A 23,473-nucleotide genomic window follows, 5' to 3' on the forward strand; every position below is an offset into this window, starting at 1 on the left:
CGAGAATCGTTGTCAAAACGGTCCGGTTCGGGCGGCTCAGGAGCCGCTCCTGCAGGTGTCGCAGATGCCGTGGAGCTCGATCTCGTGGGAGACCTCCGAGAAGCCGTGCCGGCGGGCGGTCTGGGCGGCCCACCGCTCGACCGACGTCTCGGCGACCTCCACGGTGTGCCCGCAGCGGCGGCACACCAGGTGGTGGTGGTGCTCGGTGCGCACGCACCGGCGGTACCTGCTCTCGCCGCCCTCGGTGGCGAGCACGTCCACCTCCCCGTTCTCGGCGAGGGCGTTGAGGTTGCGGTAGACGGTGGCGAGGGAGACGGGCTCCCCCTCCTCCCCCAGCATCGCGTGGATCTGCTGGGCGGAGCGGAACTCCGGGGTCCGCGCGAGCAGCTCGGCCAGGGCGGAGCGCTGCCGGGTGGTCCGGGACATGGTCATGCTCCTCGGAGTTGCAGGTCGTCCTCGGCGCCGTGCAGGCGGTCCGCGTCGTGGGCACCGCGGCGCCGGGTGCCGCCCACGAGGGGGCTGACGATCAGGGTCAGCGCGTAGCAGGCGATGGCCAGCATCACGATCGTCGCCCCGGGGGACAACGGGTAGAAGTAGGTGATGGACAGGCCGGTCACACAGACCCCGGCCCCCACGGCCATGGCCACTCCCATGGTGCCGGCGAAGGACCGGGTGACCAGCTGGGCGACGGCCACCGGGACGATCATCACGGCCGAGACCAGGAGGACGCCGACCACGCGCATCGACACGGAGACGGTCAGGGCCGCCATGACGGCCACCAGGATGTTCAGGCCCCGCACCGGCAGCCCGGTGGCGAGGGCGAACTCCTCGTCGTGGCACAGGGAGAACAGGGCCGGGCGCAGGCCGAGCCCCACACCGAGGACGACCGCCGCCAGCCCGGCGGTGAGCCACACGTCCAGGGGCGTGACGGTGGCGATGGACCCGAAGAGGTAGCCGGTGAGATTGGCCGAGGTGCCGCCGGCGATCCCGATCAGCAGCACGCCGCCGGCGATGCCGCCGTAGAACAGCAGGGCCAGGGCCACGTCCCCGCTGGTGCGCCCCTTGGAGCGCATCACCTCGATGAGCACCGCGCCGACGACGGCCGCGACGACCGCCCCGGGAACGGCCAGCGCGTCGCGCGAGGTCAGCCCGGCCGCGGCGCCGGCCAGCCAGCCCATGGCCACGCCGGTCAGGGCGACGTGGCCGATGCCGTCACCGAGCAGGGCCAGGCGCCGCTGCACGAGGTAGGTGCCGATCACCGGCGCGGAGATCCCCACCAGGGCGGCGATCAGCAGACCGCGCTGCATCAGTGGACTGGCCAGCATGGCGGTGAGGGTGTCGATCATGGTCACTGCGGCTTTCCGTGGAGGTCCGGGGCTGCCGGGACGGCGGCGGGCGCGTCCCCGTGGGGGTGCAGGTGCTCGTGGTCGGGGGCGTCGTGCCCCGGAGCCGGCAGCGGGGGGATGCCGTCGTGCACGATGCGCCCGTGGCGCAGCACCACGGCGCGGTCCAGCAGGGGGGACAGCTCGCCCAGCTCGTGCAGCACGACCAGCAGCGTGGTGCCACCGGCCTGGAGCTGCGCCAGGATGCGGGCGATGGCCTCCTTGGAGACCTGGTCCACCCCGGACAGGGGCTCGTCCAGCAGCAGCAGCCGGGGCTGCCGCACCAGGGCCCGGGCGATCAGCACCCGCTGCTGCTGGCCGCCGGAGAAGATGGCCACGCTCTCGCGGGCCCGGTCGGCCAGCCCGACCTGCTCGAGGGCGTCGAGGCACACGCGCCGGGCACCGGCGCCCAGGCGCAGCCGGCGGTGCCCCGTCAGCCCCGAGGCGACGACCTCGAGCGCGGTGGCCGGCACCCCGGCGCCGACGCCGACGCGCTGGGGGACGTACCCGATGCGCGACCACGGCACGTGCCGGCGGGCACCGGTGACGTCGGCGCCGAAGAGCCGGGCCTCGCCGGAGGCGACGGGCACGATGCCGAGCAGGGCCTTGATGAGGGTCGACTTGCCGGAGCCGTTGCCGCCCATCAGGGCCACGGCCTCGCCGTCGGCCACGGTCAGGTCCACCCCGCGCAGCACGGGAGCGGCGCCGAGGACCACCGCGAGGTCCGCCGTGCGGATCGCCGCAGGGTCCGCCGGGGCGGCGGCCGGCGGGGTGGAGGAACGTTTCATGAGACCCATTCTCAATCTAATGAGAACGGTGGTCAATTCCGCGTGCGGCACGAGGCCGGAGCCGGCACGGGGTCCGCGGTGGCGACCCCGGGACGGGACGCCGGCCGCGCTCCGTCGGCGCCGGCGAGGGAGACGGCCAGGACGGAGGCGAGCACCAGGGCGCCGGCGGGACCGAGCACCGCCCACGGGGCGCGCTCGACGTAGCCGATCCCCTCGGCCAGCAGCAGCCCCCACTCCGGGGCCGGCGGCTGCTGCCCCAGGCCCAGGAACCCGAGGCCGGCGATGGCCAGGGCGGTGCCGGGCAGGCGCAGGACCGCGTGCCGGGCCACCTCCGGCAGCAGGGCGGGCAGGACGGTCCCGGCCAGGATGCGGGCGCGGCCCGCCCCGAGCAGGGGCAGCACCCGGACGTAGGGCCGGGCGGAGATCTCGGCGGCGAGGGCGGCGGTGTGGGCGGCCAGCGGCGCCCAGCTCACCAGGGTGACGGCCAGGGCGGCCCCGGCCGCCGAGGGCCCGGCCACCGCCACGACGAGGATGCCGGCGATGATCGGCGGTGCCGCGTTGGTGACCTCCACGGGGCCGGTGGACCACGTCCCGGTCATCCCGACGGCCAGCCCGATGACCAGGCACGCGGCGACCACGACCAGGGCCAGACCCAGGGTGTCCAGGGCGCCGTGGCCCACGCGCGCCAGGACGTCGCGCCCGGACGCGTCGGCCCCCAGCGGCAGCGTCCAGGAGGGGGCCTCGAGCCGGGCGTGGGCGGAGGCGTAGGGGTTCCGGAGCAGCCCGGCGACGACCAGCCCCAGCAGCAGGGCCCCCGAGACGCCCGGCACCGCCCACCACGTCCGGTGCCGCCCCGCCGGGGGTCCGGGGACGGGCAGGTCGCCGGAACGGGCGGCCGGGCCCAGCAGTGCCCGGCGGGCCAGGGCGGCCAGGGCCCCGCACAGCGCGGCGAGCACGAGCAGGAGGAGGACCCCGGCCTGCAGCGCGGGGATGTCCTGGGCCGCGGCGGCCCCGAGCAGGGCCCGGCCCAGGCCGGGGACCGCGAAGACCTCCTCGACCGGCACCGCCCCGCCGGTGAGCCCGACGACGACGAGGGCGATCTGCCCGATCACCCCGGGCAGGGCCCGGTGCAGCGCCGCGAGAGCGATCCGGGGCCGGGAGTGCCCGGCCACGGCCCAGGTGTGCACCCAGCGCTCGGCGAAGGCGCCGGCCAGCGCGGTGGAGAGCAGCCGGCCGAGCAGCCCGCCCCCGGGCAGGCCGAGCGCCAGGGCGGGGAGCACCACGTGCCCGGGTCCGCGCCATCCGTAGGGCGGGAACCAGCCCGCCCACACCGCCAGGACGACCAGCAGCGCCGCCGCGAGCAGGAACTCCGGCAGCGCGGTCAGCGCGGCCGCCGCCGCCCCGGCCCCGCGGGCGGGGCGCCCGGCGAGCCCGCTGCGGACGGTGGGCCCGCAGATCAGGGCGGCCACGAGCAGGGCGACGAGCAGGGCAGCGCCCATCAGCGTCAGGGACACCCCCATGGCCTCGAGGAGACCGGGCAGGACCGGGCGCCCGCTGATCCAGGAGGTGCCGAAGTCCCCGCGGAGCACCCCGGAGGCCCAGTCGGCGAAGACGGCGAGCGGGCCGCCGTCCAGGCCCAGCTCGGTCCGGATCTGGGCCAGCACCTCCGGGGTGGCCGGCCGGTCCGCGTAGCGGGCGCGCAGCACCGTGTACTCGGGGCTGTTGCCCGAGAGCCACGGCAGGGCCCCGATCAGGACGACGACGGCCGTGAACGCCAGGACGCGCGAGACGAGGGCGGCCGCCCCTCCCCCGCCCGGCACGCGGTTCCGCGCCCGGTCCGCCGGCGCGTCCGCTCCACGGCCCGTCATCTGGTCCGCCGCCCGGCTCGTCACCCGAGCTGTCATTCGGCGACGGTGGTCGCCGCGGTGATGAGCTCGCGCTCGCGCGGATCGCGGACCGCGCCCGCCACGCCGTCCTGCTCCCCCTGGATGACGCGCTCGTGCAGCATCGGGATCGCGGCGTCCTCGGCCAGGATCGCCGCTTCGGCGGCCATGATCGCCTCCTGTCGCTCCTCGCCGGGAGCGGCCTGCTCCGCGGCGGTCAGGGCGTCGTCGACGGTCGCGGAGCAGAACTGGGAGAGGTTGAACGAGCCCTCGCAGCCGAAGTCGCTGACCATGTAGGCCACCGGGTCGCCCGAGTCCAGCACCGTGGCACGGGAGAGGACGAACGCGTCGAACTGCCCGTCGATCGCGTCGGCCTCGATGTACTGGTACTCGCGCACCTCCAGCTCCACCTCGAACCCGGCGGCCTCGAGCTGCTGCTGGAGCTGGACGGCGACCTCGGGCAGCTCGGCCCGGTCGGTGAAGGTCCCGATGGTGATCTTCCGCCCGGCCGGGTCCCCGGCCTCGGCGCGGCCGGCGAGCAGCTCGCGGTAGGCGTCCGTGGCCCGGCCCGCCGCGGCGTAGGGGATCGCCGGGCCCAGCAGCCCGGCGGCCGTGTCGGCGCGGCCCTCGTAGACCCCGTCCACGATGCCCTGCGGGTCGAGGGCCTCACGGGCGGCCGCGCGCACGGCGGGGTCGGCGAACGGCCCGTCCTCGGTGTTGAGGTACAGGGTGTTGGTGCGCGGCATCGGCACCTCCGCCAGGAGGTCCTCCTCCACCTGGGCGGCCTGTCCCACCGGCACGGCCTCGACGACGTCCGCCTCCCCGGCGCGCAGCGCGGCGGCCCGCGCGGTGCCGTCGGGCACGAAGGACACGTCGATGCCGGAAGCGGCCGCGGCGCCGTTCCAGTAGGCGTCGTAGCGCTCCAGGGTGGCCCCGGCGGTTCCGTCCACGGCGGTGAGCTCGAAGGGTCCGGTGCCGTGGCCCACCGGGGTCACGGCCTCCCCCTCGTAGGCGGCCGGCGCCAGGATCGACAGCTGCGGGCTGGACAGCCGCTGGGGCACGAGCGGATCGGTCTCGGCGGTGGTGACCCGCACCGTGTCCCCTTCGGCGGCCACGCTCATCTCCACCCCGTCGAGGATGCGCGGGGCCGGTTCGGCCTCCACGGCCCGGGTCAGGGAGGCGGCGGCGTTCTCCGCGGTGAGCTCGGTGCCGTCGTGGAAGGTGACGCCGTCGCGGACGGTGAAGGACCAGGTGTTCTCGTCCAGCTGCTCCCACCCGGTGGCCAGCATCGGCTGCGCCTCCCCGGCCTCGTCCAGCCGGACCAGGGTCTCGGCGGTGGACCAGCGGGAGAGCTTGAACGCGTCGTCGCTCAGCGGGGACAGCCCCGAGCGCGGCGGCTGCAGCATGGCCAGCCCGATCCGGGCGCCGGCCGAGCCGCCGGCGCCCCCGGCCGAGGAGGTGCCGGAGCCTTCGGCGGAGCTGCCGGAGCCCTCGGCGAAGCAGCCGGTGAGCAGCAGGAGGCCGGCCGCGGCGAGGCCGAGGCCGGCGCGGCGAGGCGCGAGGCGGGGAACGGTGGGACGAGGGGGCATCAGAGGGCCCTTTCGGTGTGGTGATCGGTGGAGGGGGACGTGCAGATCTCAGGAACAGGCAGCACCTGCGGGAAGGCGACGGCGGAGAGCAGGACGAGCAGGGTGCGGGTCCCAGGCGGGCAGGCGCGGAACAGCATCCACCAGCTCCTGCGTCGTCGGGTGGCGCGGCGTCCCGAGGAGCCGGTCGACGGGTCCTTCCTCCACCACCCGCCCGCGGTCGAGCACCAGCGCGCGATCGCACAGGAACCGGACCGCGGTGAGGTCGTGCGAGACGAACAGCAGTCCCAGGCCCTCCCGGACGTGCTGCTCCTTCAGCAGCTCCAGCACCTGGTGGCGCAGCGGCAGGTCGAGCCCGCTGACCGCCTCGTCCGCCAGGAGGATCCGGGGCCGGGTCACCAGGGCCCGGGCAATGGCCACGCGCTGGGCCTGACCACCGGAGAGCTCGTGAGCGCGCCGGCCCAGGTGGTCGGCGCCGAGCTCCACCTGCGCCAGGGCATCGAGAACCAGCCTCGAGTGGTCGCCCGGGATGCGGAAGCGCCGCAGCGGTTCCCGCAGCTGGCGCTCGACGCTGCGCCGCGGATCCAGGCTGGACGCCGGGTCCTGCGGGATGTACTGCACGGCCTGCCGGGCCCGCCGGATCTGCCCCGGCCCGGTCAGGAGCGCACCGTTGAAGAGGACCTCGCCGTGCTGCGGGCGCTCCACGCCCAGCAGCAGGGACAGCAGCGTGGACTTGCCCGACCCGGAGGGGCCCACGAGGCCCAGCGTCTCCCCCTCGCGCACCTCGACATCGACGCCGCACAGCGCGGCCACCACGCCGAACCGCGTGCCGTAGGTCCTGGTGAGCCCGGCACCGTCCAGCGTGGTGGCGCGTTCCGCCGGCCGGCTCACGACGCCACCCCCAACGGAGCCGCGCCCAGCGGAGCCGGGGCGGGCAGGAGACCGGCCCGGGCGGCGTCGACCAGGGCCGCGATGAAGGGCGCCTGCGGCGAGCCGACCACCTGCTGCACCGGACCGGCCTCCACGACCCGCCCTCGCTCCAGGACGACGACGTCGTCGCACAGGTCGGCCGCGACCGACAGGTCGTGGGTGACGAACAGCAGCCCGCCGCGGCCCGGGCCGGTGCACCGGCGCAGGGCCTCGACCACGTGGCGCTGACTGATCATGTCCAGGGCCGTGGTCGGCTCGTCGGCCACCAGCAGGTCCGGGGATGCGGCCATGGCGAGCGCCAGGCACACGCGCTGCCGCTGCCCGCCCGAGAGCTGGGAGGGATGGGCGCCCAGGATCCGCTCCGGGTCCTCGAACCCGACCTCGTGGAGCAGTTCCGCCATGACCCGGACGGCGGCCGCCGCGCTGATCCGGCGGCGGCGGGCCACAGCGGGCAGGAGCTGCCGGTCCAGGCGCACCACGGGGTTCAGCGCGGCCTGGGAGTCCTGGAAGACCGCCGCCATCCCCGGACGCCGCCCCGGTGCCTGACGCCAGGGCAGCTCACGGCCGGCGACCCGCAGCGAGCCCTGCACGTCGAGCTGCTGGCCGAGCAGACCCAGCAGGGCCAGCACCGTCAGGGACTTCCCGGAGCCCGAGGCGCCGAGCAGGGCGACCCGCCGCCCGTGCGGCACCTGGAGGTCCACCCCCTGCAGCAGCGGCCGTCCGGCCACGGAGACCTCGAGCTCCCGCACGTCCACTCCGGTCGCACTGCGCATGCTTCTCCCTTGCCAAAACCCGTTCCGACAGGATCTCATGGTAATGATTTTCATTCTCAACAACCAATCCGGCGGAGACCGGACGTGCGACCCGACGGCCCGCACCATCGCCCATCACCCAGGAGGCAGTCCCATGACCCGCAAGAGCATCCCGAGCAGGACCAGTACCGACGCCAGCGGTCCGCTGGTCGCGGTGTGCCAGGGTCACCGGTGCGCCGGCCTGCGCCGGCTGGCCGGGACGGCCGAGCAGGCGGAGAACCTCCGGGAGGTCGTGAAGGATACGGCCGGAGCCGTCCTGATCTCGTCCCCGTGCATGGGGCGGTGCGAGATGGCCTCCCTGGTCGCCGTGGCGCGGCGGGACGGACCCAGCGGGCAGGCCGGACCCACTGTGTGGCTGAGCGGGCTCGAGGACGCGCACCGCGCGGAAGCGCTGAACCGCTGGGTCGCGTCCGGCGGACCCCAGCAGATCCACCGGCCCGAGCGCGGTGCACCACAGCCCCTGCAGGATGCCGTGAGCGGATTCGGCCCGCCCCCCCCAGGCTCTCCCGCCGCGCCTCCTGAGGCAGTGCCCCCGGACGCGGGTCAGCGGGCCGGAGCGGCCAGAGCCCTGGACAGGCGGTCGGCCGCCCCGGGATCAGCACGCTCGGCGGACATCAGGATCGCCGACACGGCGAGCGGACAGTCTCGAGAAGCCCCTGCACGAGGCAGACGCTTCTCGACACGCACGGGGTCGTGCGGCGCAGTGCTCGTCGTAATGGTCGTCGTGCTGCACGGTCCCGGCACGGAAGGCAGTCTGCCGCCGGTGGAGGCGGAGGCACGGGCCCGTCGCCCCGATCCGGCTCGTGCCGCGAGATCTTCACAGAATCTTCAACGGCGAGGGGTTCAATCCACTGAATCAGCAGTCTACTGTCGATTGCACGGCGGACCGGTTCCGGCCGGTCCGCGCCACGGCAGAACGGACGAAGGAGCGAGACCATGACGCATGTGACCTCGATGCTGGAGACCTACCCGAAGGAGCTGGGGAACATCGACCGGCAGAAGCTGGCCGAGTGCATCGCCGCCTGCTTCGAGTGCGCCCAGACCTGCACCGCCTGCGCCGACGCCTGCCTGGCGGAGGACAAGGTCGCGGAGCTGACCACCTGCATCCGCAAGAACCTCGACTGCGCCGACGTCTGCGCCTCCACCGGAAACGTGCTCTCGCGCCAGACCGGCAACAACGTGGAGGTCACCCGGGCGGCGCTCGAGGCGTGCCGGACCGCGTGCCGTGCCTGCGCGGAGGAGTGCGAGCAGCACGCGAGCATGCACGAGCACTGCCGGGTCTGCGCCGAGGCGTGCCGGCGTTGCGAGCAGGCCTGCGCGGACCTTCTCGCCGCACTGGGCTGAGCACGGTCGAGCACCTGGCCGACGGCCGGAGCGGCTGCCGCTCCGGCCGTCGCGGTGACCACCGGGCCGACACGTCTCGACCGGTGGGAGGTCGCCGTCCGACAGGGTGATCTCCCCGCCGCCCGGTGACAGACTTCGAGGTGACGGCGGACGGAGGAGACCCTCATGTATTCCGGGATCGTGGCGATGGCCCTGGTGGCGCTGTCCCTCGTCGTCCTTCTCCACGCACTTCACCGCGCTGCCGCCGTCGCGTCCGACCCGCTGACGGCGCTGCCCGCTCAGTCCGGGTGGATGCCCCAGGAGCACGCGCTGTCCCGGTTCCACGCCCGCTGGTACCTCGCCTCGATCGTGTTCCTGGCCTTCGACGTCGAGATGCTCTTCATGTATCCGTGGGCGGTGGTCGTGATCGAGAAGGGGATCTCCGCGGTCGTGGAGATGTTCCTGTTCCTCGGGGCCCTGCTCGTCGCCGTGGCCTGGGCCTGGCGTGAGGGAGCTTTCCGATGGGCCTGAGCGATGCTCTCGCCCGGCTCGCGGTCCGGGCCGCCCGGGTCCTCGTCGTCGAGGTCCCCGGGCACTGGACTACCCGCATGGAGCTCGAGCACCAGGCGCTCCGCCGCGGGTGGCGACCGGCGTGGGCACCGGCCGACGCGGACGTTCTCGCGGTGTGTGGCACGCCCGGTCCCGAGCTCTCGGAGCTCGTGGACCGCCTCTGGGAGCAGATGCCCGGTCCCCGAGTCCGCGCCGACATCACCTCGCCCGGAGGGGTGGGGCCCGCTCTCGACGACGCCGCAGCGCTCCTGCTCGACACCCCGCACCACCGGACCGACGCCCGGGAACGGCAGCAGGAGCCCGAGATCCCCGAGGACGTGGATCATGGGGGCCACGGGGGCATGGACCACGGCGAGATGGACCACGGCGAGATGGACCACGGCGAGATGGACCACGGCGAGATGGACCACGGCGAGATGGACCACGGCGAGATGGACCACGGCGAGATGGACCACGGCGAGATGGACCACGGCGGTCATGGCGGCATGGACCACAGCGGGCACGGCGGGATGGACATGGCCCCGGGGGGAATCCCCCTGGCCGAGGGCGGGGAGGACCGTGACGGGCTGGAGATGGACGTGCTCCGGCTGCCGCTCGGTCCGGTGCTGCCGTTCTGGCCGGCCGGGCTCGTGCTGCGCTGCTCCCTGCAGGGGGACGTCGTGGTGGAGGCCGAAACCTCCGTGGTCGACGGCCGGAACGACACCCAGGACGACGGCGCCGGAGCGGCCGGGCCGCACCCCGGTCCCGCGCCTGCTGCGGTGGTGGCGTGCGATCAGGTCATGGCGCTGCTGGCCCTGGCCGGGGCCGAGGACGCGGCGGCGTGCGCCCGGCGCACTCGGGACGCCCTCCTGCACGGCGATCGGGGCGCCTCCCGGGACGCCGCCGAGCGGCTGCACCGGACGGTGCGAAGATCGCGGCTGCTCCGCTGGTCGCTGCGGGGCGTGCTCCCGCTCGACCCGCCTGCCCTGGAGCACCACGGGCTGCCGCGGCACTGTCTCGGGGACGCCCACGACCGGCTGCTGTCCCGGGTGGAACGGATCCGGGCCGAGACCGGTGGCGCGGAGCCGGCCGCAGTGGCGCCACCGGTCCGGGGGGACGACGGCGCGGTGCCGTGGGCGGTGCTGCCGGACCTGGTGACCGGGCTGGAGCTGGCCTCCGTGCGGCTGGCCGTGGCGAGCCTGGACCTCGAGCCGCATCCTGCCGTCCGGGCGGTGGGGCATGGCTGAGAGCGTGGTGACGACCGTCCCCGGCGGCTGGGCCGTGCTGGCGGGGATCCTCCTGTGCGGCCTGGCCTTCTTCGCCGTGGCCCTGGACGCGGCGCTCTCGGCCCGGGCGCAGGGCACCGGCGGCGGGTGGAGCGCACCGGTGAGCCGTACGGCGCGGCTGCTGCGGCAGCGGCGCCGTACCACCGTGGCCGCGGACACCCTGCTGTGGCGGGTCGGCGGCGCGGGCATGCTGGTCGGGGCGTTCCTGATGATCGCGGTGCTCCCGCTGGACCGGTGGACGCTGGCGGACCTGGACGTCGGCGTCGTGTGGTTCAACACCGTGGACGTCATGGTCTGGGCGCTGGTCTGGCTGGCCGGCTGGGGCGCGAACTCCGCCCACGGCCTGGTGGGCGGCTACCGGTTCCTGGCGCACGGGCTGGCCTACGAGCTGCCCTTGATGTTCGCGCTGGTGGCCCCGGCGATCGCCGCCGGCAGCCTGGCCGTGGGGGACGTCGCGGCCGCCCAGGACGGACTGTGGTTCGTGGTCTGGATGCCGGTCGCCTTCCTCGTCTTCCTCATCGGCGTGACGGGCTTCTCCGTGTGGGGGCCCTTCGCCCCGGCGCTGGCCGCCGACATCGGCGGCGGCGTGCTGGCCGAGCTCTCGGGCGTCGACCGCCTCGTGCTGCAGGCCGGGCGCTACCTGTTCCTGACCGCCGGCGCTGCCTTCTCGGTGCCGCTCTTCCTGGGCGGCGGCGCCGGGCCCGTCCTGCCCGGCTGGGCGTGGGTCCTGGTGAAGACCGCCCTGGTGCTGGCGGTGCTCGTGTGGCTGCGGCGGAAGCTCCCGCTGCTGCGCCCGGACCGGTTCATGGAGATCGGGTGGGTGGTCCTGCTCCCGGCCGCCGTGCTCCAGGACCTGGTCGTGTCCCTCGTCGTCGTCTGGAAGGGCTGAGCCGTGCTGGTCGGAATCGTGTTCTGGGTGCTCGCCGTGGTGGCCGTGGCCGCGGGGGCAGCCGTGTTCGTGGTGGACTCCATGGCGCGGGCCACCTACGCCCTGGCGCTGTCCTTCATCGCCGTGGGCGTGCAGATCCTGCTGCTGGGCCAGAGCTACCTGGGGATCATCACGATCCTCATGATGGTGATGGAGATGGCCGTGATGGCGGTCTACATGGTGATGTTCATGGGCATGAACCCCGCACTGATGCCCATGGACATGACCCACGGGAAGAAGACCGCGATCGGCGCCTCGGCCGGGGTCTTCGTGCTGCTGGCCGCCGGTGCCCTGCTGATCCCGTGGCCGCAGCGGCGCGGCGCCCCGCCCGAGGACCTCACGCACGCGCTGGGCCTGGAGATCATGGGCGAGAAGATGCTGGTGATGGCCGTGGTGGGGCCGGTGATGGTGGCGACCATCGTGGCCGGGGTGGTCCTGGCCGCCCACCGCACCCGCTACGACCGGTTCGGTGACGACCTGCGCCGCCGCCCGGCGGACGACCCCCAGCCGGGAGGTGTGGGCCGATGACTCTGGAGGCCGTGCTGGTCGTGGCCGCCGCGCTGTTCGCGGTGGGGCTCTACGGCGCCCTGTCCCAGCAGGTGGTGGTGATGGTGATGATGGGCCTGGAGCTGATGATCAACGGGGTGCTCCTGGCCGCGGCGGGGTTCTGGTGGTTCCTCGCCCCGGACCCCTCCGGGCAGGTGCTGCTGCTGGTGGTCCTGGCGGCCATGACCGTGGAGATGGCCATGGGCTTCGCCGTGGCCACGCTGCTGCACCGCAGGCGGCAGACCGACATGACCGACATGGCCGAGGAGCTCGCCCGGTGACCGCGGCCCAGGCCGTGCTGCCGGCCGTGCTGCTGCTCCCGGCCGCCGTGGGTGCGGTGCTCGCCCTCACCCGGGCGGAGCGGGCCGCGGCCCCGGTCGCGGTGCTCACCGCCGCGGTGACCACGGTGCTCGCGGCGGTCGCCGCCCTGACCCGGCCCGCCCTGGCCGTCCCGTTCGTGGCCGGCGCCGAGTTCGCGCTGGAGGTCGACGCCCTCGCAGCACTCACCCTCCCGATGGTCGCGGGAGTGACGCTGCTGGTCCTGGTCTTCGCGGCCGGCAGCATCCGGGCGGCACGGCCGCGCTTCCACGGACTGATGCTCGTCTTCGCCGCCGCCGCCCTGGCCACGGTCACGGCCGCGAGCCTGCCGGCGCTGCTGTTCGCCTGGGAGCTGATGGGCGCGACCTCCTACGCCCTGATCGGGTTCTGGTGGCGGGACGCCGATCGCGTCTCGGCCGGGCTCACGGCCTTCGTCACGACCCGCACCGCGGACCTGGGGCTCTACGTCGCCGCCGGCGCCGCCCTGGCCGGCGGCGCCGGCATGGCCCTGTCCGCCCTGCCGGCCGCCGAGAGCCCGTGGCGGCACGTGATCGCGGCCGGGATCCTGGTGGCGGCGCTGGGCAAGGCGGCGCAGCTGCCGTTCTCGTTCTGGCTCTCCGGGGCGATGAAGGGCCCCAGCCCGGTGAGCGCGCTGCTGCACTCGGCGGCCATGGTGGCCATGGGCGGCTACCTGCTGCTGCGCGTGGAGCCGCTGCTGGCCTCCACCGGATGGGCGGGCCCGGCCGCCGCGTGGGCCGGGGTGTCCACCGCGGTGCTGATGGGGATCGTGGCGCTGGCCCAGCGGGAGCTCAAGCAGCTGCTGGCGGCGTCCACGGTGGCGCAGCTGGGCTTCGTGGTGCTGGCCGCCGGGGTGGGCGCGGTCAGCGGCGGCGCGGCGCACCTGGTGGCCCACGCCTCCACCAAGGCCCTGCTGTTCCTGGCCGCCGGGGCGTGGCTGACGGCGCTGGGCACCGAGGAGCTCACGGCGCTGCGCGGGGCCGGCCGCCGGTGGCGGGTGGTGGGCGTGACCGCCACCGTGGGGGCGCTGGCCCTGGCGGGGATCGCCCCGCTGTCCCTGTGGGCCACCAAGGACGCGGTGCTGGCCGAGGCCCTCGAGGTCTCGGGTCCGCTCTATGCAGCGGGGCTCGTGGCGGCGGCCCTGTCGGCGGCCTATGCGGGGAAGGTCCTGTGGACCGTCTGGCGCCGCGGTGTCCGCGCCGAGGCCGCGGAAGGCGGCACCGGGCGCGTGGGCGCGCTGGAGCAGGCCCCGCTGGTCGTGCTCGCGGCCGGGGCGGCCGTGCTGGGGGTCCTGGCCCTGCCCCCGGTCAGCCGGGCCCTCGCCCGGGCCCTGGGCGGGCACGGTGCGGTGGCGCCCGCCGAGCTGCTCGTCTCGGCCGCGCTCGCCCTGGTGGTCCTGCTGCTGATGCTGCGCCTGCGCGCCCCCGAGCCGGGCTGGGCCGTGCGGTGGCTGGGGCTGGAGGCCGCCGCGCACGCCGTCGTCGTCCGCCCCGCGCTGGGCCTGGCGCACGCGCTGGCCCGGTTCGACGACCTCGTCCTGGACCGTGCCGTGACCGCCGCCGCCGGCGCGGTCACGGGACTGGCCCGGGCCGCGGCCCGGTTCGACGACCGGGTCCTCGACGCCGGGGTCGAGGCCACCGCGCACGCCGCCGCCGCGGCCGGCCGGGGCGCGGCGCGGCTCGACGACGACGTGGTGGACGGCGCCGTCGAGGGCTTCGCCGGCCGGGTCCGCCGGCTCGGGCAGCTGGCCCGGGCCCCGCAGACCGGGGCCGTCCACCAGTACTTCCTCCAGGCCGTCGCGGTGCTCGCCGTCGGCGTCCTGGCCTGGTCCGTCTACGCCGTGTTGGGATGAGCATGCTGAGCCTGATCGTCTTCCTGCCCCTGCTGGCCGCCGCCGTCCTGGCCGTGGTCCCCGCGATCGGGCCCGCGGCCGCCCGGTGGACGTGGGTGGCGGTGAGCGTCGTGGAGCTGCTGCTCGTGGGCGTGCTGTGGGCCGGCTACGAGGACCCGGGGCCCAACGGGCTGGCGTTCGAGGAGCAGGTCCCGTGGATCCCCGGCGTCAGCAGCAGCTACCACGTGGGCGTGGACGGGCTCTCCCTGCCCTTGCTGGCCATGACGGCCGTGGTGTTCCTGGCCTGCGCCGTCCACGCCCTGCGGGACGCGGACCGCCCGCGCGTGCAGGCAGCACTGTTCTTGTTCCTGCAGGGCGTGAGCCTCGGAGTGTTCGTGGCGGCCGACCTCATCCTGTTCTTCGTCTTCTTCGACCTGTCCATCGTGGGCATGTACTTCGTGATCGCCGGATGGGGCCACGGCAGCGCGGCTCGGTCGGCGCTGAAGTTCTTCCTCTACACCTTCCTGGGCTCCCTGGCCCTGCTGCTGGGCTTCATCGGGCTCTACGTGGCGGCGGAGCCGCACACGTTCGACATCCCGGAGCTCGTCGCGGCGGCGCCCCTGGCGGGCGATCCACTCACCGGCGGGCTGGTGCTCGCGGCCATCCTGGTGGGCCTGGCCGTGAAGACCCCCACCGTGCCGTTCCACACCTGGCTCCCCCCGGCGCACACCGACGCCCCCGCCACCGGTTCGGCCGTGCTGGCGGGCGTGCTGCTGAAGATGGGCACCTACGGGTTCGTGCGCATCGCCATGCCGATACTGCCGGAGGCGTGGCGGGCGTGGGCCTGGGTGATCGTGGCCGTGGGGATCGTCTCGGTGCTGTACGGGGCGTTCGTGGCCCTGGCCCAGACGGACCTCAAGCGGATGATCGCCTACACCTCCGTCAACCACATGGGCTACGTCGTCCTGGCCCTCGGCGCGGCCGGGCTCCTCGCCGAGGACGCCGCCCAGGCCCGTTCCGTGGCGGTCACCGGAGCGGTGGTGCAGATGGTCAGCCACGGGCTGATCACGGCCGCCCTGTTCCTGCTCGCCGGGGTGATGCAGGACCGGGCCGGCACCTACGACATGGGCTCCTACGGCGGGCTGGCCGCTCCCGCTCCGCGCTACGCGGCGCTGTTCGCGGTGGGGGCCTTCGCCTCCCTGGGCCTGCCCGGGTTCTCCGGGTTCATTGCCGAGTTCCAGATCTTCGCCGGCAGCGTGGCGGTCGCCCCGGTCACCGCGGTGGCCCTGCTGGGCATCCTGGTCACCGCCGCGCTGTTCCTGCGCGCCCTGCAGCGGGTCTTCACCGGCCCGGCGGCCGGGCACACCCCCGGGTTCGAGGACCTCCGGGCGCAGGAGCTGTGGTCCGCCGGCCCCCTGCTGGCGCTGTCCCTGCTCATCGGCGTGCTGCCCCGGGTGCTGCTTGAGGTGATCGAGCCGGCCTCGGCCGCCCTCGTGACCCTGGGGGGACGGTAGCCGGTGGAGACCTCGATGCAGATGCGCCCCGAGCTGCTGTTGCCCGAGATCGTCGTCTTCCTCGGCGCGCTGGTGGTGCTGCTGGGCGGATCGTTCCTGCCCCGGCGGCGCCAGTGGATCGCCCGGGCAGTCGCAGCCCTGGCCCTGCTGGGCGCCGCGCTCCTGGGCGCCCTCGCCATGGCCGGACCCGCGCAGAGCGCCTTCAGCGGCACCTTCGCCGTGGACACCGCCACCGGCGCCGCCCGGGTGATCGCCGCCCTGACCACCCTGCTGGTCCTGGGGGTGGCCTCCGGGGAGATCGCCGGGTCCCCGCGGGAGTCGGACACGTGTGCGCTGCTGCTCCTCGCCACCACCGGGGTGATGGTCCTGGCCGGGTCCACCGACCTGCTCGTGCTGATCGTGGGGTTCCTGCTGGCCAGCATCCCCCTGTACGGGATCGTCGGCCTCACCGGCGGCCGCGCCGGGGCCGAGGCCGCCATGAAGACCTATCTCATGGGGGCGCTGTCCGGGATCCTGCTCATGGCCGGGGTCACCGTGCTCTACGCCCTGGCCGGCGGCACCGACTACGCCCTGCTCCGGGACGCGCTGCCCGCCGCCCCGGTCGCGGCCGTGGGCGCGGGTGTGCTGGGCGTGCTCGCGGGGCTGCTCTTCAAGGCCGGCGGGGCGCCCTTCCACTTCTGGGTGCCCGACGCCGCCCAGGGCACCGGGGCCACCGCCGCCACGTTCCTCACCACCGTGCCCAAGGTGGGGGCGCTGGTGGCCGTGTACCGGCTCGTGGACACGGTCTCCGCCGGGGACGGCTCGTGGCTGCTCGTCGCGGCGCTGCTCGCCACGGCCTCGATGGTCCTGGGCAACCTCGCGGCCTACTGGCAGACCGACCCCCGCCGGCTGCTGGGCTGGTCCACGGTGGCCCAGGTCGGGTTCCTGCTCGTGCCCGTGGCCGCGGCCGGGCGCAGCGACCTGGCCCTGCCCGCGCTGCTGTTCTACCTCGCCGCCTACGCCGTCACCAACGTCGCCGCGTTCGCCGTGACCGCCGCGCTGCCCGAGCACCGGGAGCTGGCAGCCTACCGGGGCCTGGCCCGTTCCCGCCCGGGCCTGGGACTGGCGCTGCTCGTGGCGCTGCTGGGACTGGTGGGGACCCCGCCGCTGGCCGTGTTCGTCGGCAAGCTCACCACCGCCACCGCGGCCTGGGACGGCGGGCACGGCTGGCTGGCCCTGGTGGTGGTGCTCAACAGCGTGCTCAGCCTGTTCTACTACCTGCGCTGGTTCGCTCCCGTCTTCGCCCGTCCGGACCAGGACGCCGCGGGGTTCCCCGGCCCCGGCGGGGCGGCCGCCTGGCCGGCCGTCACCGCCGGGACCGCCGCGATCGCGAGCCTGGTGCTGGGCGTCCTGGCCGGTGTGCTGTGGGCGGCCCTCGACGGCCCCCTGCTCATGTAGGTGCGGCGCTGCCCGGGACGGCACCCAATGCGCCGGGCGGCGCCTTGTCAGTGCTGCTCCGGCTCGTCCTGCTCGCTGTGCTGGGCCTCCTGGCCGGAGCGGTGCCGCACCGTGAACCACTGCGCCACGACGATGACCAGGGCCACCACGGCGGTGATCACCAGGGTGAACGGGTCCGACTGGGCCTTCAGCAGCACGAAGGGCACGAGCACCGCGACGTCGAGGGCGATCGCGGTCCAGGGGATCCAGGGCCTGGCCCCGACGTCGTCCCGGAGGTGGCGAAGGATGCCGAGGTGGATGGCGATGTCCATGGCCAGGTACAGGATGGCGCCGAGGGCGGCGATCTGGGACAGGTCGAAGAAGGCGGCCATCAGGATCGCCAGCCCGGCGGTGATGAACAGCGACTGGTGGCCCTCCTTCCCCGGCAGGCCGGGTGCCTGGCCCATGTCGCGGAGCATGTCGTAGAGCTTCGAGACCGAGAACAGGCTCGCGATCAGCCCCGACAGCGTCGCGACCACGGCGATCAGCACGGTCAGCCGCACGCCCCAGGAGCCGAACATCGGCTCGGCCGCCTCGGCCAGGGCATAGTCCCGGGCCTCGACGATCTGCGGCACGGTCAGGCTGCCGGTGACCGCCACGGTGATCAGCAGGTAGAGCACCGTGCACAGGGCGATGGAGATCATGATGGAGCGGCCGATGTTGCGCTCCGGCCGCTCCAGGTCCGCGCCCTGGTTGGTGATCGTGGTGAAGCCCTTGTACGCCAGGATGCACAGGGTGGTCCCGGCCAGGAAGCCCAGCCAGCCCGCCTCCGGCGGGGTGCGGTCGGCCGCGGTGAACAGCCGACCCAGGGAGGACACCCCCGCGGCGAGGATGCCCGCGACCGCCAGCACGGCGATCCCCACGATCTTGATCGCCGCGGTCACCGTGGCGGAGCGCTCCACCCACCGGTTGCCCACCAGGTTCACCAGGGCGGCGGCCGCGATGGCGACCACCGCCAGCACCGCCACCCACACGGCGGAGCCCTGCAGGCCGAAGGGGCGCAGCAGGTAGGTGCCGAAGGTGCGGCCCAGCAGGGACTCGGCCAGGATCATCGACACGTACATGAACAGGGAGAACGAGCCGGCCACCACCCCGGGGCCGTAGGCGGCCTTGAGCAGCATCGCGATCCCGCCGGCGGACGGGTTGGTGGCCGAGTAGCGGATGTAGGAGTAGGAGCTGAACGCCACGACCACGGCTCCGGCGAGGAAAGCCCAGGGCACCCAGCCGCCGGCCAGCTCCGCGACCTGCCCCACGAGGGCGAAGATGCCCGCGCCGATCATCACCCCCGTCCCCAGGGCGACGGATCCGGTGAGGGAGAGCTTCTGCTGCGTCTGCGTGCTCTGGTCCATGAGGAGGTGCACGTCCTTCCTGCCGGTGGCGAGCGCCTCCCGGCGGCGAGGTGGGGCGGACAAGGTCGGTGGGGTGGTTCGGACAGGTCGGTGGGCCGGGCCCACGGTGTTCAGCGGGCCCCGACGGTGCCCATCATGCCGAGGTCCTCGTGGTCGAGGATGTGGCAGTGGTAGACGGTGCGGCCGCCGAAGTCGTCGAAGGCCACCCGGACCGTCACCTCCCCGAAGGCCGGGACGTTGACCACGTCCTGCCACCGCGGGGCGGAGACGTCACGGCCCTCCTCGGACACGACCTGCATCGGCCACACGTGCAGGTGCATCGGATGGTCCATGGGACTGGAGTTGGTCAGGGTCCACTCCTCCACGGTGCCCACCCGGACCTGCTGGTCGGTGCGCTCGGGGTCGAACTCCTGGCCGTCGATCGTGAAGGACATCATCTGCCCGGGACCGCGCCTGCTGCCCATCATCCCGCCCATGCCTCCCATGCCCATGGCGAAGTCCAGGGTGCGCCGGGTCTCGACCGGCTCCTCGCGCAGGTCCCGCAGGGCCGGAGCCGGGGGCACGGGGGCGGGCTCCTCGGCCCGGTCCCCGGTGACCTCCAGGGTGAGCAGGTCGATCGGCTCGTCGGTGCCGGGGCCGTCCCCGGGCACGGCCCCGCCCATCATGCCGTCCATGCTGCCGCGGTCCACGGGGGCGGCGGTCAGCGCGGAGGTGCCCTCGCGGGTGTCCACGAGCAGCTCCACCCGGTTGCCCGGGGCCAGGGTCACCTCGGGGAGCTCGACCGGCTCGGGCAGGCGGCCGACGTCGCGGCCGAGCAGCCGCACGGTCTGGCCGTCGAGGGTCAGGCGCAGGTACCGGGACGGGCAGGCGTTGACGACCCGCCACAGCTCCCGATCCCCCGGGGCGGCGGTGGCCTGCGGACGGACCTGGCCGTTGACCAGCACGGTCTCGCCCTCCCGGCCCATCATCCGCTGCGGCGGGGAGACCTCGGCCAGGTTCCCGGAGTCGTCCAGGGTGAGGTCCGAGACCACCAGCACCCGCTCCCGGGCCACCGGGACGGGGTCGGGGTCCTCGACGACGATGGCCCCGTAGAGCCCGGCGGCGAGCTGGTCGGCCACGTGCCCGTGCCGGTGCGGGTGGTACCAGTAGGTGCCGGGCGGGTGGTCCGCCGGCAGGACGAACTCGTAGTCGAAGGACCCCCCGGGCTCGATGCTGACGAAGGGGTTGTCCCCGTTGTCCTCCGGGGAGACGTGCAGCCCGTGCACGTGCAGGTTCGTGGGGGCCTCCAGCCCGTTGGTCATCGCCACCCGGACCGTGTCCCCGGGCCGGACCCGCAGGGTCGGCCCGGGCGGCGAGCCGTTGAACGCCTGCACGTTCGCCTGCCGCGCCCCGATCCGCACCCGGGCGGGAGCGGCCTCCAGGGCAATGTCCAGGACGCCGTCCCGACCGGCCAGCACCTCGGGCTGCAGCAGCTCCCGGCCGCCGCCGAGGGTCTCGCCGCCGCCGCTGGTCCACCACAGCCCGGCCCCGCCCACGGCCGCGGCACCGGCCCCGGCCGCGCCCAGGGCCAGCAGCTGCCGGCGCGTCAGCGGGTTCATCGGTCGCCCTCCTCCAGGGTCCGCAGCCGCTCCCGGTACTCCTCGGTGCTGATCTCCCCGCGGGCGTAGCGCTCCTCGAGGATCTCCCGGGACCGGCGCGGACCCGCGCCCGTCGGCGGCGGGGCGGAACCGCCCTGCCGGGTCCCGCCGCCCGAGCCGCCGGTGAGCGCCTTGACGAGCACGACCACCAGCACCACCGTGCCCAGGATCAGCAGGAGCCAGAACAGCCACATCCAGCCCATACCCCCTCCCATTCCGTCGCCCCACATCATCACGGTCCTCCTTCGTCGATCGGTTCTGTGCTTCCTGCAGAGCGCCGCACGAGTGCGACGACGCCGGTCGCCGGGGTGGTCAGGAACCCTCCGGCAGCTCCTGGAGCATCCGCTCCATCTCGGCGATCTCCGTCTCCTGCGCCCGGACGATCTCCTGCGCCAGCTCCACGGCCTGCGGGTTCGATCCGTCCTGGACCTGGTCCCGGGCCATCTCGATCGCCCCCTCGTGGTGCTGGGTCATCTGCTCCAGGTACAGCCGGGCGGCCGCGGGGCCCTCCTCGGCCTCCCGGAGCCGGTTCATGCCCTGGTCGTCGACCATGCCGGAGCCGTGACCGCCGTGCGCGGTGGCCGGGTCCTCCGGGGTGGTGGGGGCGTCCCAGGCGGCGAGCATGGCGCGCATCTGCTCCATCTCGGGCGCCTGGGTGTCCCTGACCCGCTCGGCGAGGTCGCGGACGTCCTCGGGCACCAGGTCCTTGCCGAGCAGGATCTCGCTCATCTGCACCGCCTGCTCGTGGTGCGGGAGCATCATCTGGGCGAACATCACGTCCGCGTCGTTGTGCTCGGCTGCGGAGCCGGACGGGGAGGCGGACGGGGAGGCCGAGGGGGTGCCCGCGGTCCCCGTCGCGGCGGAGGCGGTCGCCTCGGCGCTCGTCCCGGAGTCCGCCGCGGGGTCCTCCTCACCGGCGGAGCCGCAGCCGGCCAGGGCGAGGGCCGAGGCCAGGGCGAGGGTGCTGAGAGTGGTGGAGCGCTTCACAGGATGTCCTTCTTCTTCTCGAGGGGTGGGAACAGGGGGATCAGGGGGCGGGGACGGCGGCCGGCCGCCGGGTGCTGCGGTGGCCCTCGGAGCTGACGGCGGCCAGCCGGGCCGGATCGAGGTCCAGGCGGCGCAGCAGCTGGGCGTTGAGGGCCACCACGATGGTGGAGACCGACATCAGCACCGCTCCGACGGCCGGGGACAGCACGATCCCGATCGGCGCCAGGGCCCCGGCGGCCAGGGGCACGGCGACGACGTTGTAGCCGGTGGCCCAGACCAGGTTCTGGACCATCTTCCGGTAGCTGGCCCGGGACAGGTCGATCATCGACAGCACGGCGCGGGGGTCGTTGCCGGCCAGGACCACCCCGGCCGACTCCATGGCCACGTCGGTGCCGGCGCCGATGGCGATGCCGACCTCGGCGCGGGCCAGGGCGGGGGCGTCGTTGACGCCGTCGCCGACCATGGCCACCGTCATCCCGCGGGACTGGAGCTCGGTGACCTTGCTGTCCTTGTCCTGGGGCAGGACCTCGGCGAAGACCTCGTCGATGCCCAGATCGGCGCCCACGGCCTCGGCGACCTGACGGGCGTCGCCCGTGATCAGGGCGACCTTCACCCCGCGCTCCTGGAGGGCGGCCACGGCGGCTCGGGACTCGGGGCGGACCCGGTCCTCGAGGGCCAGGGCGCCGATGACCTGCCCCTCGCGCAGCACGTGGAGCACCCCGGCGCCGCGCTCGACCCACTCGAGGGTGGTCGCGTCGATCGCCGCCGGTGTGGACAGCCCGCGCTCGCGGAGCATGTTGGGGCCGCCCACGACGACCTCGGTGCCCTCGACGACGGCCGTCACCCCGCGGCCGGTCGCGGCCGTGAACCCGGTGCCGCGCAGCCCCAGCCGGGACGCCTCGGGGTGTGCGCCGGCGGCGGTGACGATGGCGCGCGCCACAGGGTGCTCGCTGTCGGACTCGGCGGCCGCAGCCCAGGCCAGCAGTTCGCCCTCGGAGACCCCGGGGACCGGGGCCGTGCCGGTGACGGCGTGCGCGCCCTCGGTGAGGGTGCCGGTCTTGTCGAAGAGCACCACGTCGATGGTGCGCATCCGCTCCAGGGCCATCCGGTTCTTGATGAGGACGCCGGAGCGGGCGGCGCGCTCGGTGGAGATCGCGATGACCAGCGGGATGGCCAGGCCCAGGGCGTGCGGGCAGGCGATGACCAGCACGGTGACGGCGCGGATGACGGCGTCGTCCGGGCTGCCGAGCAGCGTCCAGGCGACGGCGGTGAGGACGCCGGCGGTCAGGGCGAACCAGAACAGCCACGCGGCGGCACGGTCGGCCAGGGCCTGGGCGCGGGAGGAGGACTCCTGGGCGGCGGCGACCATCCGCTGGATCCCGGCCAGGGCGGTGTCGGCCCCGACGGCCTCGACCCGGACCCTGACGGTGTTGTCGGTGGCCACGGTGCCGGCCACCACGGTGTCTCCGGGTCCCCGGGGGACCGCCTGGGACTCACCGGTGATCATGGACTCGTCGAACTCGGCGGCCCCGCCGGTGATCGTGCCGTCCGCCGGGACGCGGGCCCCGGAGCGCACCAGCGCCACGTCCCCCACGGCCAGCCCGGAGACCGGCACCGTGACGGTGTCCCCGTCGACGACCTTCTCGGCCTCGTCGGGCAACAGCTCCGCCAGGGCGTCCAGGGCGGAGGAGGCCGCGCCCAGGGCGCGCATCTCCATCCAGTGGCCCAGCAGCATGATCACCACCAGCAGGGCCAGCTCCCACCAGAAGTCGAGGTCGAACCCGCCGAGCCCCAGCGTGGTGACCCAGGAGGCGACGAACGCGACCGTGATGGCCATGGCGATCAGCAGCATCATCCCCGGCTGCCGGGACCTCAGCTCGGTCAGGCCGCCCTTGAGGAAGGGCATGCCCCCGTAGACGAAGATGACGGTGCCCAGCACGGGAGGGATCCAGCTGGAGCCCGGGAACTCGGGGAGGCGGTAGCCCAGCAGGTGTCCGACCATGGGGCTGAAGAACACCACCGGGAACGAGAGCACGAGCGAGAGCCAGAACTTGTTCTTGAACATCGCCGTGGAGTGCCCGGCGTGCTCCCCGTGGGTGTGGACCTGGTGGTCCTCGTCGACCGCCGAGTGGGCGTGCTCGTGCGGCATGGCCTGGCCGTGGGTGTCGGCGTCGGCGTGCTGTCCGTGGCCGCCGGAGTCCGCGGGCCGGCCCGTGCCGAGTCCGGCGTGCGGCTGTTCCGGGGCGGTGGGGTGGCCGCGGCCGTGGTGCGGGGAGCGCATGATCGTCCTTCTGCGAGGGCTGGTGGCTGGTCGGTGCGGTGGTGCCGTT

Annotated in this window: 21 protein-coding genes; 9 read left to right on the forward strand and 12 right to left on the reverse strand. The window is 74.5% G+C overall.

Translation table 11 applies throughout. From position 1 onward, the window contains the following. Positions 1-36: 36 nt before the first annotated feature. The 7 genes from RCG67_RS14290 to RCG67_RS14320 are packed head-to-tail and all read right to left on the reverse strand — an operon-like array spanning position 37 to position 7,342. Complete coding sequence (locus tag RCG67_RS14290) at positions 37-426, reverse strand: Fur family transcriptional regulator (RefSeq protein WP_438612674.1); 390 nt, start codon at positions 424-426, stop codon at positions 37-39. A 2-nt stretch (positions 427-428) separates the two neighbouring features. Then, a complete protein-coding gene (locus tag RCG67_RS14295; protein ID WP_368827295.1) occupies positions 429-1,346 on the reverse strand; it encodes a metal ABC transporter permease in 918 nt (305 codons plus the stop codon). Positions 1,347-1,348: 2 nt separating this feature from the next. Next, positions 1,349-2,170: a metal ABC transporter ATP-binding protein gene (locus tag RCG67_RS14300; RefSeq protein ID WP_368827222.1), complete on the reverse strand. Its 822-nt coding sequence runs from the start codon at positions 2,168-2,170 to the stop codon at positions 1,349-1,351. Between the two features lie 32 nt (positions 2,171-2,202). After that, on the reverse strand, positions 2,203-4,074 hold the full coding sequence (locus RCG67_RS14305; RefSeq protein ID WP_368827223.1) for an ABC transporter permease subunit: 1,872 nt from the start codon (positions 4,072-4,074) through the stop codon (positions 2,203-2,205). After that, on the reverse strand, positions 4,071-5,642 hold the full coding sequence (locus RCG67_RS14310; protein WP_368827225.1) for an ABC transporter substrate-binding protein: 1,572 nt from the start codon (positions 5,640-5,642) through the stop codon (positions 4,071-4,073). The genes RCG67_RS14305 and RCG67_RS14310 overlap by 4 nt, the downstream gene beginning before the upstream one ends. Before the next feature lie 48 nt (positions 5,643-5,690). Beyond that, positions 5,691-6,530, reverse strand: coding sequence for an ABC transporter ATP-binding protein (locus RCG67_RS14315; RefSeq protein WP_368827227.1), 840 nt, complete (start codon positions 6,528-6,530; stop codon positions 5,691-5,693). Continuing rightward, complete coding sequence (locus RCG67_RS14320) at positions 6,527-7,342, reverse strand: ATP-binding cassette domain-containing protein (protein WP_368827228.1); 816 nt, start codon at positions 7,340-7,342, stop codon at positions 6,527-6,529. Before RCG67_RS14320 ends, RCG67_RS14315 begins: the two co-directional genes overlap by 4 nt. 975 nt (positions 7,343-8,317) lie before the next feature. Here RCG67_RS14320 and RCG67_RS14325 point away from each other — a divergent pair. From RCG67_RS14325 to RCG67_RS14365, 9 genes are all read left to right on the forward strand, one after another. Further along, a complete protein-coding gene (locus RCG67_RS14325) occupies positions 8,318-8,725 on the forward strand; it encodes a four-helix bundle copper-binding protein (RefSeq protein ID WP_368827229.1) in 408 nt (135 codons plus the stop codon). A gap of 165 nt (positions 8,726-8,890) precedes the next feature. After that, a complete protein-coding gene (locus RCG67_RS14330) occupies positions 8,891-9,235 on the forward strand; it encodes an NADH-quinone oxidoreductase subunit A (RefSeq protein WP_368827231.1) in 345 nt (114 codons plus the stop codon). Then, complete coding sequence (locus RCG67_RS14335) at positions 9,226-10,500, forward strand: hypothetical protein (protein ID WP_368827233.1); 1,275 nt, start codon at positions 9,226-9,228, stop codon at positions 10,498-10,500. The genes RCG67_RS14330 and RCG67_RS14335 overlap by 10 nt, the downstream gene beginning before the upstream one ends. Continuing rightward, positions 10,493-11,428 (forward strand): complex I subunit 1 family protein, encoded by a 936-nt coding sequence (locus RCG67_RS14340; protein WP_368827234.1) that lies wholly within the window; start codon positions 10,493-10,495, stop codon positions 11,426-11,428. The genes RCG67_RS14335 and RCG67_RS14340 overlap by 8 nt, the downstream gene beginning before the upstream one ends. Positions 11,429-11,431: 3 nt before the next feature. Beyond that, complete coding sequence (locus RCG67_RS14345) at positions 11,432-11,995, forward strand: NADH-quinone oxidoreductase subunit J (RefSeq protein WP_230777608.1); 564 nt, start codon at positions 11,432-11,434, stop codon at positions 11,993-11,995. Then, a complete protein-coding gene (locus RCG67_RS14350) occupies positions 11,992-12,294 on the forward strand; it encodes an NADH-quinone oxidoreductase subunit NuoK (protein WP_058874205.1) in 303 nt (100 codons plus the stop codon). Before RCG67_RS14345 ends, RCG67_RS14350 begins: the two co-directional genes overlap by 4 nt. Further along, complete coding sequence (locus RCG67_RS14355; protein WP_368827236.1) at positions 12,291-14,201, forward strand: NADH-quinone oxidoreductase subunit 5 family protein; 1,911 nt, start codon at positions 12,291-12,293, stop codon at positions 14,199-14,201. Before RCG67_RS14350 ends, RCG67_RS14355 begins: the two co-directional genes overlap by 4 nt. Beyond that, on the forward strand, positions 14,198-15,694 hold the full coding sequence (locus tag RCG67_RS14360; protein ID WP_368827237.1) for a complex I subunit 4 family protein: 1,497 nt from the start codon (positions 14,198-14,200) through the stop codon (positions 15,692-15,694). The genes RCG67_RS14355 and RCG67_RS14360 overlap by 4 nt, the downstream gene beginning before the upstream one ends. Before the next feature lie 15 nt (positions 15,695-15,709). Then, positions 15,710-17,131, forward strand: a complete 1,422-nt coding sequence (locus tag RCG67_RS14365; RefSeq protein ID WP_368827239.1) for an NADH-quinone oxidoreductase subunit N — start codon at positions 15,710-15,712, stop codon at positions 17,129-17,131. Positions 17,132-17,178: 47 nt separating this feature from the next. On the opposite strand, the gene RCG67_RS14370 is transcribed toward RCG67_RS14365, so the two are convergent. The 5 genes from RCG67_RS14370 to RCG67_RS14390 all read right to left on the reverse strand — a co-directional run bounded on the left by RCG67_RS14370 (position 17,179) and on the right by RCG67_RS14390 (position 23,424). Then, positions 17,179-18,519 carry an APC family permease gene (locus RCG67_RS14370; protein ID WP_368827240.1) on the reverse strand — a complete coding sequence of 447 codons (1,341 nt, stop codon included), beginning with the start codon at positions 18,517-18,519 and terminating at the stop codon, positions 17,179-17,181. Between the two features lie 110 nt (positions 18,520-18,629). Continuing rightward, positions 18,630-20,117, reverse strand: coding sequence for a multicopper oxidase family protein (locus RCG67_RS14375; RefSeq protein WP_368827241.1), 1,488 nt, complete (start codon positions 20,115-20,117; stop codon positions 18,630-18,632). Next, entirely contained in the window at positions 20,114-20,359 is a 246-nt protein-coding gene (locus tag RCG67_RS14380) for an SHOCT domain-containing protein (protein ID WP_438612675.1), read from the reverse strand. Before RCG67_RS14380 ends, RCG67_RS14375 begins: the two co-directional genes overlap by 4 nt. Before the next feature lie 109 nt (positions 20,360-20,468). Next, positions 20,469-21,143 carry a DUF305 domain-containing protein gene (locus tag RCG67_RS14385; RefSeq protein WP_368827242.1) on the reverse strand — a complete coding sequence of 225 codons (675 nt, stop codon included), beginning with the start codon at positions 21,141-21,143 and terminating at the stop codon, positions 20,469-20,471. A gap of 40 nt (positions 21,144-21,183) precedes the next feature. Then, positions 21,184-23,424 (reverse strand): copper-translocating P-type ATPase, encoded by a 2,241-nt coding sequence (locus RCG67_RS14390; protein ID WP_438612676.1) that lies wholly within the window; start codon positions 23,422-23,424, stop codon positions 21,184-21,186. Positions 23,425-23,473: the final 49 nt, after the last annotated feature.

It is taken from the genome of Kocuria cellulosilytica, assembly GCF_040981245.1.
In the GTDB taxonomy this organism is placed as follows: domain Bacteria; phylum Actinomycetota; class Actinomycetes; order Actinomycetales; family Micrococcaceae; genus Kocuria; species Kocuria cellulosilytica.